At 71.0% G+C, this 13189-nt stretch carries 12 protein-coding genes; 6 read left to right on the forward strand and 6 right to left on the reverse strand.

The window, feature by feature from the left end; all coding sequences use genetic code 11:
• The 6 genes from ABZ495_RS29565 to dnaA all read right to left on the reverse strand — a co-directional run.
• Window positions 1-1695 (reverse strand): DNA gyrase subunit B (locus ABZ495_RS29565; RefSeq protein WP_359838948.1); only part of this gene is annotated, 1695 nt, incomplete at its 3' end.
• A gap of 255 nt (window positions 1696-1950) precedes the next feature.
• Window positions 1951-2580, reverse strand: coding sequence for a DciA family protein (locus tag ABZ495_RS29570; RefSeq protein ID WP_359838950.1), 630 nt, complete (start codon window positions 2578-2580; stop codon window positions 1951-1953).
• 163 nt (window positions 2581-2743) lie between these two features.
• Window positions 2744-3877: a DNA replication/repair protein RecF gene (gene recF, locus ABZ495_RS29575; protein WP_329488803.1), complete on the reverse strand. Its 1134-nt coding sequence runs from the start codon at window positions 3875-3877 to the stop codon at window positions 2744-2746.
• A gap of 47 nt (window positions 3878-3924) precedes the next feature.
• Window positions 3925-4800, reverse strand: coding sequence for a phosphogluconate dehydrogenase (NAD(+)-dependent, decarboxylating) (gene gnd, locus ABZ495_RS29580; protein WP_329488802.1), 876 nt, complete (start codon window positions 4798-4800; stop codon window positions 3925-3927).
• Window positions 4801-5006: 206 nt separating this feature from the next.
• A complete protein-coding gene (gene dnaN, locus ABZ495_RS29585; protein WP_329488801.1) occupies window positions 5007-6137 on the reverse strand; it encodes a DNA polymerase III subunit beta in 1131 nt (376 codons plus the stop codon).
• A gap of 946 nt (window positions 6138-7083) precedes the next feature.
• Window positions 7084-8955 (reverse strand): chromosomal replication initiator protein DnaA, encoded by a 1872-nt coding sequence (dnaA, locus tag ABZ495_RS29590; RefSeq protein WP_359838952.1) that lies wholly within the window; start codon window positions 8953-8955, stop codon window positions 7084-7086.
• Window positions 8956-9397: 442 nt separating this feature from the next.
• Here dnaA and rpmH point away from each other — a divergent pair, with 442 nt between their 5' ends.
• From rpmH to rsmG, 6 genes are all read left to right on the forward strand, one after another.
• Window positions 9398-9535 (forward strand): 50S ribosomal protein L34, encoded by a 138-nt coding sequence (gene rpmH, locus ABZ495_RS29595; RefSeq protein ID WP_148643823.1) that lies wholly within the window; start codon window positions 9398-9400, stop codon window positions 9533-9535.
• A gap of 18 nt (window positions 9536-9553) precedes the next feature.
• Window positions 9554-9982, forward strand: coding sequence for a ribonuclease P protein component (gene rnpA, locus ABZ495_RS29600; protein ID WP_329488799.1), 429 nt, complete (start codon window positions 9554-9556; stop codon window positions 9980-9982).
• On the forward strand, window positions 9979-10350 hold the full coding sequence (gene yidD / locus ABZ495_RS29605) for a membrane protein insertion efficiency factor YidD (protein ID WP_352288573.1): 372 nt from the start codon (window positions 9979-9981) through the stop codon (window positions 10348-10350). The genes rnpA and yidD overlap by 4 nt, the downstream gene beginning before the upstream one ends.
• Window positions 10347-11504, forward strand: coding sequence for a membrane protein insertase YidC (yidC, locus tag ABZ495_RS29610; RefSeq protein WP_359838954.1), 1158 nt, complete (start codon window positions 10347-10349; stop codon window positions 11502-11504). The genes yidD and yidC overlap by 4 nt, the downstream gene beginning before the upstream one ends.
• Before the next feature lie 84 nt (window positions 11505-11588).
• On the forward strand, window positions 11589-12119 hold the full coding sequence (locus tag ABZ495_RS29615; RefSeq protein WP_329488796.1) for a R3H domain-containing nucleic acid-binding protein: 531 nt from the start codon (window positions 11589-11591) through the stop codon (window positions 12117-12119).
• A gap of 178 nt (window positions 12120-12297) precedes the next feature.
• On the forward strand, window positions 12298-13131 hold the full coding sequence (rsmG, locus tag ABZ495_RS29620; RefSeq protein WP_359838956.1) for a 16S rRNA (guanine(527)-N(7))-methyltransferase RsmG: 834 nt from the start codon (window positions 12298-12300) through the stop codon (window positions 13129-13131).
• Window positions 13132-13189 lie beyond the last annotated feature (58 nt).

Genomic DNA, 13189 nt, shown 5'->3' on the forward strand with positions numbered 1-13189 from the left:
GGGCATCGCGAGGTAGACGTAGCCGGACTCGACCAGCGGCCGCATGAAGCGGAACAGCAGGGTGAGCAGCAGGGTGCGGATGTGCTGCCCGTCGACGTCGGCGTCCGCCATCAGGACGATCTTGTGATAGCGCAGCTTGGACTCGTCGTAGTCCTCCTGGATGCCGCAGCCGAAGGCCGAGATCAGCGCCTGGACCTCGGTGTTCTGCAGCACCTTGTCGATCCGGGCCTTCTCGACGTTCAGGATCTTGCCGCGGATCGGGAGGATCGCCTGGATGCGCGGGTCACGGCCCTGCTTGGCGGAGCCGCCGGCGGAGTCGCCCTCGACGATGAAGATCTCGCACTCGGCCGGGTCCTTGGACTGGCAGTCGCTCAGCTTGCCGGGCAGCGAGGCGGACTCCAGCAGGCCCTTGCGGCGGGTCAGGTCCCGCGCCTTCCGGGCGGCCACGCGCGCGGTGGCGGCCTGGATGGACTTGCGGATGATGTCCGAGGCCTCGTTCGGGTTGCGGTCCAGCCAGTCGTTCAGCTGCTCGTGGACCACCCGCTGGACGAAGGTCTTCGCCTCGGTGTTGCCCAGCTTGTCCTTGGTCTGGCCCTCGAACTGCGGCTCGCCGAGCTTGACCGAGATGATCGCGGTCAGACCCTCGCGGATGTCCTCGCCGGAGAGGTTGTCGTCCTTCTCACGGAGCAGCTTCTTGTCCCGCGCGTAGCGGTTGACCAGGCCGGTCAGCGCCGCGCGGAAGCCCTCTTCGTGGGTACCGCCGCCGTGGGTGTGGATGGTGTTGGCGAACGAGTAGACCCCCTCGGTGTACGAGGAGTTCCACTGCATCGCGACCTCCACGGAGATCGTCTTCTCCTTGTCCTCCGCCTCGAAGTCGATCACCGAGGGGTGGATCACGTCGCCCTTGCGGGAGTTGAGGTGGGCGACGAAGTCGGCGATGCCGCCGTCGTACCGGTACGTGACGGAGAGCGGGTTGCCCTCCTCGTCCGCGTGCTCCGGCCGCTCGTCGGTCAGCGAGATGGTCAGGCCCTTGTTGAGGAACGCCATCTCCTGGAAGCGCCGGGAGAGCGTCTCGAAGGAGTAGACCGTGGTCTCGAAGATGTCCGGGTCGGCCCAGAACGTGACGGTGGTGCCGGTCCGCTCGGTCGGCTCCCCCTTCACCAGGGCGGCGGTCGGCGCGCCCATCTTGTATTCCTGGGTCCAGAGGTGCCCGTCCCGGTGGATCTCCACCGCGAGACGGGTGGACAGGGCGTTCACCACCGAGACGCCGACGCCGTGCAGGCCGCCGGAGACGGCGTAGCCGCCGCCGCCGAACTTGCCGCCCGCGTGCAGGACGGTGAGCACGACCTCGACGGCCGGCTTCTCCTGGCCGGGGACGATGTCCACCGGGATGCCTCGGCCGTTGTCGACGACGCGGACCGCGCCGTCGGCGAGGAGCGTGACGTCGATGGTGTCGGCGTACCCGGCCATCGCCTCGTCGACGGAGTTGTCCACGACCTCCTGCACCAGGTGATGCAGGCCACGCTCACCGGTCGAGCCGATGTACATGCCGGGGCGCTTGCGGACGGCGTCGAGGCCCTCCAGCACCTGGATGTTGCTTCCGGTGTAGGTGCTCTCGGCCGCCTGCTCGGTCTGGTCTGGGGTCTGGCTGGGGTTGCCGGAATCGGCCACGAAGCGCCCTCTCTGGCACAGCACGGGCCGCATCCCCGCCCCGTGCGGGCGAGCGTGCGACCACGGCGTTTCGACTCGGTTGCCACTAGCAACAGTGTTTGGCTCTCAGTCTACCGGTAGGACTGACAGAGATGGGCTTTTGGCAGCCCCTGAGGGCAGATACGCCGCCCTGATCCCCTCTGCACATGTCCCGATACTCGCCCCGGGGGCACAGAGCGCCTGGAAGGGCCGTCAGGGGTTCCGGAAGATTCCGGTCCGCTCGACCTCGGGCACCCGCGGTCACCCCCAGGTGTCGCCCGGCCCCTTGCTCCCCGGCGCGCGCAGCCGGCCGTAGCCGCGGGCCGGCGCGGCCGGCCCCAGCACCTTGATCGTCTTGACCGTGCCGCGACCCAGCTCGTGATTCAGACGTGCCACCAATTGCCTTGCCAGCCAACGCAGTTGGGTGGCCCACGCGGTGGAGTCGCACTGCACGGTGAGCACCGCGGCCGCGTCGTCGTAGGAGGTGGGCTCGCAGTGCGCCGAGATGTCGGGGCCGACGATCTGCGCCCAACGGCCCATCACCCCGCCGACCGCCGCCGAGGACTCCCACCCGCGCTCGGTCAGCAGCCGGTTCAGCGCCGCCCCCAGCGGCACCGGGTCACGGCCGTCCGAGCGCGCCCCGCTGCGCAGCCCGTACCGCTTCGCCTCGCGCTTCTCCCGGACCTGCTCGCCCCGCTGGCGGGCCTGCGCCCGGGCCGCCCGCAGCGCCGAGCGGGCCAGGTCGGCGCCGGTCGGTGCCGGGCCGCCCGGCTGCCCGGCCTCCGGCTGGTCGGCGGCCGGTGGGAGGGCGGTGAGCGGGAGGGCGGTCAGTGGGAGGGCGGTCAGTGGGAGGGCACCCGGCTGAGGGGTCTTCCCGGTCGGATCGCTCATGGCGATCTCCTTTCCCCAGCCTGTGGACAACGGTCGCGGCTACGCGCCGGTGAGCCGTCCAGCGTACGGGAGCGGACGGGGACGGGGGCACGCCGGACGGCGGGTCGAAGGGGCGGCAGGTGTGGAGGTGCGGTGGAGGAACGGGGCGCGCGGCCGCCGTCCGTCAGGCGTCGACCCGGCGGACCGCGCCGTCGGCCACCGAGTACCGGGCCCCGGCCAGGGCCTTCGGCACGTCCTCCGCGACCGCCGCCGTGACCAGGACCTGCTCGCCGCCGGCGACCAGCTCGGCCAGCCGGTCGCGGCGGGTGGCGTCCAGCTCGGCGAAGACGTCGTCGAGGATCAGCACCGGTTCGCCGCCGTCGGCGCGCAGCAGCTCGTAGGAGGCCAGCCGCAGCGCCAGCGCGAACGACCAGGACTCGCCGTGGCTGGCGTAGCCCTTGGCCGGCAGCGGCCCGAGCCGCAGGCCCAGCTCGTCGCGGTGCGGCCCGACCAGCGTCAGACCGCGCTCGACCTCCTGCTTGCGGGCCGCCCGCAGGGCCTGGAGCAGCTGCTCCTCGGCCTGCTCGCGGCTGGTCGGCAGCTCGCCCTCGAAGGAGCTGCGGTACTCCAGCACGGTCTCGCCGCCGGCGGGCGCGAGCTGCCCGTACGCGGCCGTCACCAGCGGTTGCAGGGAGGCGACCAGCTGGATCCGGAAGGCGGTCAGCTCGGCTCCGGCACGTGCCAGGTGGCCGTCCCAGACCTCCAGGGTGGAGAGGTCCGCGCCCTTGCCGCCGCCGGAGCGGCGGGCCATCGCGGCGGTCTTCAGCAGGGCGTTGCGCTGCTTCAGCACCCGCTCGTAGTCCTGCCGGACGCCGGCCAGCCGGGGCGCCCGGGCGGTCAGCAGCTCGTCCAGGAAGCGCCGGCGCTCGCCCGGGTCGCCCTTGACCAGGCTGAGGTCCTCGGGGGCGAACAGCACGGTGCGCAGCAGGCCCAGGACGTCCCTGGGCCGGACGTTGTCGGAGCGGTTGATCCGGGCGCGGTTGGCCTTGCCCGGGGTGATCTCCAGTTCGACCAGGGTGCTGCGGCTCCCGGCCACCACCGAGGTGCGGATCACCGCCCGCTCGGCGCCGAGCCGGATCAGCGGGGCGTCGGTGGCCACCCGGTGGCTGCCCAGGGTGGCGATGTAGCCGATCGCCTCGACCAGGTTGGTCTTGCCCTGGCCGTTGGGCCCGACGAACGCCGTCACGCCCGGGTCGAGGGGAACCTCGGCCCGGGCGTAGGAACGGAAGTCGGCGAGCGACAGATGCGCGACGTGCATGGCTGTGGACTGCGCTCGCCTTCTGTGGACGTCCCGGGTGGGGCGGACTACTTCGACTCGACCGCGTGGCCGCCGAACTGGTTGCGCAGCGCGGCGATCATCTTCATCTGCGGCGAGTCGTCCTGGCGGGAGGCGAACCGGGCGAAGAGCGAGGCGGTGATCGCGGGCAGCGGCACGGCGTGGTCGATCGCGGCCTCGACCGTCCAGCGGCCCTCGCCGGAGTCGGCGGCCCAGCCCTTGAGCTTGGCCAGGTGCTCGTCGTCGTCCAGCGCGCGAACGGCGAGGTCCAGCAGCCAGGAGCGGATGACCGTGCCCTCCTGCCAGCTGCGGAAGACCTCGCGCACGTCGGTGACCTCGGGGGCCGCCTCCAGCAGCTCCCAGCCCTCGGCGAAGGCCTGCATCATCGCGTACTCGATGCCGTTGTGGACCATCTTGGCGAAGTGGCCGGCGCCGACCGCGCCCGCGTGCACCGAACCGAAGTCGCCCTCGGGCTTGAGGGCGTCGAAGACCGGCTTCGCCTTGGCGACGTGCTCGGCGTCGCCGCCGTACATCAGCGCGTAGCCGTTCTCCAGGCCCCAGACGCCGCCGGAGACGCCGCAGTCGACGAAGCCGATGCCCTTGGCGGCCAGCGACTCGGCGTGCTTGATGTCGTCCGTCCAGCGGGAGTTCCCGCCGTCCACGACCACGTCGCCGGGGGAGAGCAGCTCGGCGAGCTCGTCCACGGTCGCCTGGGTGGCGGCCCCGGCCGGAACCATGACCCAGACCACGCGCGGGCCCTGGAGCTTGGTCACGAGCTCCTGGAGGCTCTCGACATCGGAGATGTCGGGGTTGCGGTCGTAACCGATGACGGTGTGGCCGGCGCGGCGGATCCGCTCGCGCATGTTGCCGCCCATCTTGCCGAGACCGATGAGGCCGAGCTCCATGACCAAGTCCTTACCTGGGGTGACGTGCCTGCCTGCGGCGCCGTTGCCGCGCTGCCCTGAGCCTACGCGCTGAAGCGCGAGGGCCTCCCCGTGGTCGGGCCGACCGGGGGAGGCCTTCCACAGGCTGGACGCCCGGGCTGTGGACAGCCCGGGCGACGCGCGCTCGTGACACCGGCGGGGCGGCCGGAGCCGCCCCGGGCGGTCGGTCAGCCGGAGAGGCGGACCGGCATGATCAGGTACTGGTAGGCCTCGTCGGCCTCGGTGTCCACCGAGGCCTTGCCGCTGAGCAGCGCCGGCTTGGTCGGCGTGGTGAAGCTCAGCTGGGCGTAGGCGGAGTCGATGGCCTTGAGGCCCTCCTCCAGGTAGCCCGGGTTGAAGGCGATCGAGATGTCGTCGCCCTCCAGGTCCGCGTCGATCCGCTCGGTGGCCTGGGCGTCGTCGCCCGAACCGGCCTCCAGCGTCAGCACGCCCTGCTCGAAGTTGAGCCGGACCGGGGTGTTGCGCTCGGCGACCAGCGAGACGCGCTTGAGCGCCTCCAGGAAGGGCTGGGTCTGGATCGCGGCGACGGCGCTGAACTCCGTCGGGAAGAGGCTGCGGAACTTGGGGAACTCGCCCTCCAGCAGCCTGGTGGTGGTCCGGCGGCCAGCGCCCTCGAAGCCGATCAGGCCCTCGCCCGCGCCGCCCGAGGACAGCGCGATCGAGACGGTGTCGCCGCTGCCCAGGGACTTGGCGATGTCCTGCAGCGTCTTGGCGGGGACCAGCGCGACCGCCGAGATGTCCGGCTGCTCGGGCTTCCACAGCAGCTCGCGGACGGCGAAGCGGTAGCGGTCGGTGGCGGCCAGGGTGATCCGGTCGCCCTCGATCTCGACCCGCACACCGGTGAGCACCGGGAGGGTGTCGTCGCGGCCGGCGGCCACCGCGGCCTGGCTGACCGCCGAGGCGAACACGTCACCGGACACGGTGCCGGTCGCGGTCGGCATCTGGGGCAGGGCCGGGTACTCGTCCACCGGCAGGGTGGGGAGGGTGAACCGGGAGCTGCCGCAGACCACGCTGACCCGCTGGCCGTCGGTGGAGATCTCCACAGGCCTGTTGGGAAGGTTGCGCGAGATGTCGTTCAGCAGCCGGCCGGAGACCAGCACGGTGCCGGCCTCCTCGACGTCCGCCTCCAGCTCGACCCGGGCCGAGACCTCGTAGTCGAAGCCGGACAGCGCCAGGCTGCCCTCCTGCGCCGTCAGCAGCAGGCCGGCCAGCACCGGCACCGGCGGCCGTGCCGGGAGGCTGCGGGCAGCCCAGGCCACCGCCTCCGCGAGGACGTCACGCTCCACCCGGAACTTCACCGGTAACCGCCTCCTGGATCGAGCGCTCCCGCTCGCAAAGTCTGGTTGGTCTGATCTTGGTCGTCGGTGCGGTGGGCCGCCGAGCTCTGCCACTCCGCATCCGGTCGCAGAGGACAGTCTGACGTACTCCACCGACAGACGGGGCAGACGGGCGGAAGCAGGCCGAACAGATGTCGGGGAGCGGTTGTCCACAGATTTCGGCCCCACCTGCTTTCAAGCCCTTCAACTGGTCTATAGGTGTAGTGGTAGTAGTAGGGCCTGTGGAAACCGTGGATAACCCTGTTCGTGCAGGTCAGGACCGGTTTTTTGTCCACAGGAGGTGTGGACGGCGGCTGTGGACGAACAGGGCCCGCTGTGGACAGCGGAGCGTTACCCACAGGGCACGTTGGGTATCCACAGGTTATCCCCAGCGCTGTCCCCAGATCCGGGCCCGGTTATCCACGGGGGCCGGTCAACATTTCGTGACGCCTTTCACACCAGGGCATGAACGCAGGCCCACGGTTGTCGAACTGTGGACGCGGCTGTGGACAACCTGGGGATAACCGCCGCCGCCCTGGGGACAACCGGTGGACAACTCGAATGGCCCACTGACGGCCCGCCAATTGTCCACAGCCTGTGGATAACTGTTGTGCACAAGTCCACAGGCACCTGACCTGCGCGGAAGAGCGTAGCGGCGCGCGGCCTGTGGAGGAATTCTGGATAACTCGCGGGCCGGTGGCCTGTGGACGGTGGAGAACCGGCTCCGCCTGTGGACAACGGCCCTGCGCGCCCGGGGTGTTCGAATCACCGGTCAGATGTTCGGCGCGGGCGGCGGACTGGCGGAGCGTCCGTCGGGGCATTCCTGCCCAGCCGATCGGCGACGCACACCTCCGGATATGCCGAAAGGGCGTCAGGATCGCTCCTGACGCCCTCGCAGGGGTGTGGACGGCCCGTCCGGCCGGTCCGGCTAGCTCTTGATGCGGTTGGTCAGTTCGGTGACCTGGTTGTAGATCGAGCGCCGCTCGGCCATCAGCGACCGGATCTTGCGGTCGGCGTGCATCACCGTGGTGTGGTCGCGGCCACCGAACTGCGCGCCGATCTTCGGCAACGAGAGGTCGGTCAGCTCCCGGCAGAGGTACATGGCGATCTGGCGCGCCGTCACCAGCACCCGGCTGCGGGAGGATCCGCAGAGGTCGTCCACGCCCAGCCCGAAGTAGGCGGCGGTCTGCTGCATGATGACCTGCGCGGTGATCTCCGGTCCGGCGTCCTCGTCCCCGCCGGGGATGAGGTCCTTGAGGACGATGCCGGCCAACTCCAGGTCCACCGGCGCCCGGTTGAGGTTGGCGAAGGCGGTGACCCGGATCAGGGCGCCCTCCAACTCCCGGATGTTGCGGGTGATCCTGGACGCGATGAACTCCAACACGTCCGCCGGGGCGTTGAGTTGCTCCTGGATCGCCTTCTTGCGCAGGATCGCGATCCGGGTCTCCAGCTCCGGCGGGGTGACGTCGGTGATCAGCCCCCACTCGAAGCGGTTGCGCAGCCGGTCCTCCAGCGTGATCAGCTGCTTGGGCGGCCGGTCGGACGAGAGGACGATCTGCTTGTTCGCGTTGTGCAGGGTGTTGAAGGTGTGGAAGAACTCCTCCTGCGTGGACTCCTTGCTCGCCAGGAACTGCACGTCGTCCACGAGCAGGATGTCCATGTCCCGGTACCGCTTGCGGAACGCGTCCGCCTTGCCGTCCCGGATCGAGTTGATGAACTCGTTGGTGAACTCCTCCGACGACACGTAGCGCACCCGGGTGCCCGGGAAGAGGCTGCGCGAGTAGTGCCCGATGGCGTGCAGCAGGTGGGTCTTGCCCAGCCCGGACTCGCCGTAGATGAAGAGCGGGTTGTACGCCTTGGCCGGGGCCTCGGCGACGGCCACCGCCGCCGCGTGCGCGAAGCGGTTGCTCGCGCCGATGACGAAGGTGTCGAAGAGGTACTTGGGGTTCAGCCGGGCCGCGGGCTCGTCCTTGCGGGAGCCGCCGGCCGGGGGAGCGCCGGGCGGGGCCGGCACGCCGGGGACGGCCGGGCGGTCGGTGGCGCGCTCGGGGCCGGGCTTCTCCGCGGGCCGGCCGGGGGCCGGGCGCCCGCCGGGACCGCGCCGGGCACCGCCGGTCCGCGGGTGCTCGCCGGGGCCGGGGCCGTAGGCGCCGCCGAAGAGGTCGCCCTGGGTGGTCGACGAGGGGCCGTGCGCCGGGCGGGGAGCCGGGCGCTGGGCGGGCGGCTCCTGCTCGGGGTAGCCGGAACCGTGCTCGGGATAACCCTGGTGGCCCTGGTGACCCTGGTGGCTCTGGTGGCTCTCCCAGGGCTGGTTCTGCGGCGGGGCGCCGTAGCCGCCGCCCGGCGGCCGGCCCGAGCCGTACGCCTGGGCCTGGTGCTCCTGGTAGCCGCCGCCGTCGTCGTACCGGTCGTGCTCGTAGCCGGACTCGGAGTCGTAGCGGCGCTCGTAGCCCTGGTGCCCGTAGTCGCCGCCGTCGTCGCGCTGGTACGGCTCGCCGGCCGGCGGCTCGTCCTGCGCGGGGGTGGTGGGGACGGCGTTGGCGTCGACCATCACCGCGATCCGGACCGGGCGGCTGAGTTCGCGGCTGAGCGCCTCGGTCAGCTGGGGCAGCAGTCGCCCCTCCAGCACCTGCTTGGCCCGCTCGTTGGGGGTCGCCAGCAGGGCGGTGTCGTGCATCATCCACATCGGCTGGGTGCGCTGCACCCACTGCTTGTCCATCTCCCCGACGTCCGGGTCGCTGACCAGCCGCTCGACGACTCTCGCCCAGACCGGGACGAGGTCGCTGTTGACATCAGCCACTGGTGCACGCTTTCTCGGTTCCCCGCGGCTCCAGCAGGGGTGGTGGATCAAGAGACTGTGGATCTGTGTCCGTTGACGAAGAACAAAACCAGACAAGTCCTGCAACGGTAGTCAGCGAACAGAGCCGGATCAAGTCGTTGTCCACAGGCTGTGGGCGACGGGGGCCGTGAGCGCGGCCCGGGGCGTCCGTCGTGAAGGGCTGGTTTGACCCTCGCGCCCCGTCCCGCGTACCGTAACCAGGTCGAGTTGTCGATGGCCGCTGCCGCATGTCCGCGGGTCCACCCGCTCCATAAGGCGCGCAGCACGGGCGCCGTGGATTGCCCTGAACCCCAGCCGAACTGGGAGGACGGGTCGGATTTCCGTATCAGGGGAGATCACGCGGACGCACGGTGACGGCCAAGCGACTTCCCGTCATCCTACGATTCACCTCAGGAGCCCCCGAGTGAGCAAGCGCACCTTCCAGCCGAACAACCGTCGCCGCGCGAAGACCCACGGCTTCCGGCTGCGTATGCGTACCCGCGCCGGCCGTGCCATCCTGGCCGCCCGCCGTGGCAAGGGCCGCAGCGCCATCTCCGCCTGATCCGCGCCAGAGTCTGTTGTGCTGCCCTCCGAGAATCGGCTGCGGCGGCGCCAGGACTTCGCGACCGCGGTGAAACGCGGTCGCCGGGCCGGCCGGCCCCTACTGGTCGTCCATCTCAGCAGAGACGGCGACCTCACGGGGCAGGCCGACCGGGCCAGCGACTCCCGCCCGCACGTCGCCGAGGGGACTCCTTCGGCGCGTGCGGGTTTCGTCGTGAGCAAGGCCGTCGGTCCGGCGGTCGTCCGTAACCTGGTCAAGCGCCGACTGCGCCACCTCGTCCGTGATCGTCTCTCCGGGCTGCCCGCCGGTAGCCTGATAGTGGTGCGTGCGCTGCCCCAGGCCGCGTCCGCCTCGTACCAGGACCTGGAACGCGACCTGGACGCGGCGCTCAAGCGGCTGCTGAAGGCGGAGCCCGCCGTGACGGCGCCGACGGGAGCAGGTCGATGAAGTACCTGCTGATGGGTCTGATCAGGGTCTACCAGTGGACCATCAGCCCGCTGCTCGGCCCGGTCTGCCGCTATTACCCCTCCTGCTCGCACTACGGCTTCGAGGCCGTGAAGGTGCACGGGGCGGTCAAGGGCGGCGGCCTGACCGTGTGGCGCATCCTGCGCTGCAATCCGTGGACGCCCGGCGGGGTCGATCATGTTCCGCCGCGCAAGCACCCGGTGTGGCACCGCCGGCTGCGTGACCTGCTGAACCGCGGGTCCGCCGCCGATCAGCCGGTGGCCACGCCCCCCGCCGGTCCGGACCCAGAGGGCCCGGCGACCATTGGTCCCGTGGGGCCGATCCCAATGTCCAAGGAGCCTGACCGGTGACCTTCTCCTTCCTGAACCCCCTGTACACAGCGGTGTCCTGGATCATCGTCCAGTTCCACTCGCTGTACAGCCACGTCTTCGACCCGAACGGTGGCTGGGCCTGGGGTCTTGCCATCGCCTCGATGGTGGTCGTCATCCGGATCTGCCTGATCCCGCTCTTCGTGAAGCAGATCAAGGCGACCCGGGCCATGCAGGCGATCCAGCCGAAGATGAAGGCCATCCAGGAGCGCTACAAGAACGACAAGCAGCGCCAGTCCGAAGAGATGATGAAGCTGTACAAGGAGGCGGGTACCAACCCGTTCTCCAGCTGCCTTCCCATCATCGTGCAGGCGCCGTTCTTCACCGCCCTCTACGGCGTGCTCGCCAAGGTCGCCAAGAGCGAGCCGATCGGCGTCATCCACGGCGACCTGCTGACCAGCGCCGGCCAGGCGCACATCTTCGGCGCCCCGCTGTCGGCGACCTTCCTCGGCAGCAGCGAGGTCAGCGTCAAGATCGTCACCGCGGTGATGATCATCCTGATGTCGCTGTCGCAGTTCATCACGCAGCGCCAGCTGATGACCAAGAACGTCGACCTCACGATCAAGACGCCGTTCATGCAGCAGCAGAAGATGCTGATGTACGTCTTCCCGATCATGTTCGCCGTGATGGGCATCAACTTCCCCGTCGGTGTGCTGGTCTACTGGCTGACCACCAACGTCTGGTCGATGGGCCAGCAGCTGATCGTCATCCGGAACAACCCGACGCCCGGCAGCAAGGCCTGGGACGAGCGCCAGGTCCGGCTGAAGAAGAACGGCCGCCTCAACCCGGACGGCTCGGAGATCAAGGGCGCCCTCTGGGGCATGCTGCCCCCGAAGAAGACGGCCGCGTCCGCCGAGGCCGTCGTCGAGGACGCGGTGCAGGTGCGCCGCCAGCAGCCGCGCAAGCAGACCAAGTCGCAGCGCCAGCACACCGGTGCCACCCCGACGGCCAGCCTCACCAAGGACGCCCCGGCCCCGGCCGAGGAGTCCGAGGCGGCGGTCCCGGCCGAGCCCGCCGGTGCCAAGCCGACCGCGACCAGGCCCTCCGGGGCCAAGCCCGGCCCGGCCCGGCAGGGCGGCCGGCAGCAGCCGAAGCGCGGTGGGCAGGGCGGCCAGCGGCCGAAGAAGAAGTCCTGACCGACCGGCCCCGGACCGTCCCAGCGGCCCTCTGAACCTCGTTCCCGGCCCACCATCCGGGCCCATCCCCGAAGGAGTCCATCAGTGACGGAAGGCACCACCTCCGCCGTCGAGGTCGAGGCCGCTTCCAGCGCCGACGAGAGCCTCGTCTCCCGCCTGGAGCAGGAGGGCGACATCGCGGCGGACTACCTGGAGGGTCTGCTCGACATCGCCGACCTCGATGGGGACATCGACATGGACGTCGAGGGCGACCGCGCCCTGGTGTCCATCGTCGGCGACGGCAATGACCGCGCCCTGCAGCGCCTGGTCGGCCAGGACGGCGAGGTGCTGGAGGCCCTGCAGGAGCTGACCCGGTTGGCTGTCCACCGGGAGACCGGCGAGCGCAGCCGCCTCATGCTGGACATTGCCGGCTTCCGCGCCCGCAAGCGCACCGAGCTGGCCGAGCTCGGGGCCCAGGCCGCGGAGCAGGTCAAGAGCTCGGGGGAGCAGGTCAAGCTGCGGGCCATGACGCCGTTCGAGCGCAAGGTCGTGCACGACGCCGTCGCCGCGGCCGGTCTGCGCAGTGAGTCGGAGGGCGAAGAGCCCCAGCGGTGCGTGGTCGTGTTGCCGGCCTGACACCGGGGAAGTCGATGACCGGCCGCTTCGGCGACCGGTGACCTTCAGAGGACTCGACCCCGTCCGCCTCGTGCGGGCGGGGTCGTCGTCCCTTCGCGGGGCGTGGCCCGGCGAAAGATGTTTCACGTGAAACAGTGCGGAGAGCGGGTCGGTGGATCCGGGGAGCGGAGAGGTCGAGATGGACACGGAGAGCGCGGCAGCCGGGGATCCGGCGGCGGGTGCCGGTAGTTCGGCCGCTGAGGGCCCGGGCGCCGAAGGCGCGGCGGCCGAGGGGCTGACCGCCGCCCCGGCCGTGGCTCGGGAGGTCTTCGGTGACCGCTACGAGGCGGCGGTCCGCTACACCGAGCTGCTGGCCACCGCGGGAGTCCAGCGCGGGCTGATCGGCCCTCGCGAGGTGCCCCGGCTCTGGGACCGCCACGTGCTGAACTGCGCGGTGCTCGCCGAGCTGCTGCCGCCCGGGTCGACCCTGTGCGACGTCGGCTCCGGGGCCGGGCTGCCCGGCATCCCCGTCGCGCTGGCGCGCCCGGACGTCTCGGTGACGCTGCTGGAGCCGCTGCTGCGCCGTACCACCTTCCTGGAGGAGGTGGTCCGTGAGCTCGGCCTGGAGAACGTCACCGTGCTGCGCGGGCGGGCCGAGGAGATGGTCGGCAAGCTCGCGGTGGACGTGGTGACCGCCCGGGCGGTGGCACCGCTGGACCGGCTCGCCGGCTGGGGCATGCCGCTGCTGCGCCCGCACGGCCAGATGCTGGCGCTCAAGGGGGACAGCGCCGAGCAGGAGCTGGCCGACTCGCGGGCCGGGCTGGCCAAGCTGGGCGCGGTCGAGTGGACGGTCATCTCGGTGGGCGAGGGCACGCTGGAGACCTCGACCCGGGTGATCCAGGTGAAGGCGGGGGAGAGCCCCGGCGGGGTCAAGGCGGCGACCCGGCGGGCCCGGGCGGCCCGGGCCGGGCGCAACGCCGGAGCCCCGCGCACCGGTGAGCGGAGCCGGGGCGGACGGCGCCGCAGCCGCTGAGCGGGCGGGAGCGGGAACGGGCGGGTGGTCTTCGGACCACCCGCCCGTTCGGCGTTCC

The sequence above is a fragment of the Kitasatospora sp. NPDC005748 genome, from assembly GCF_040630735.1.
Taxonomy (GTDB): domain Bacteria; phylum Actinomycetota; class Actinomycetes; order Streptomycetales; family Streptomycetaceae; genus Kitasatospora.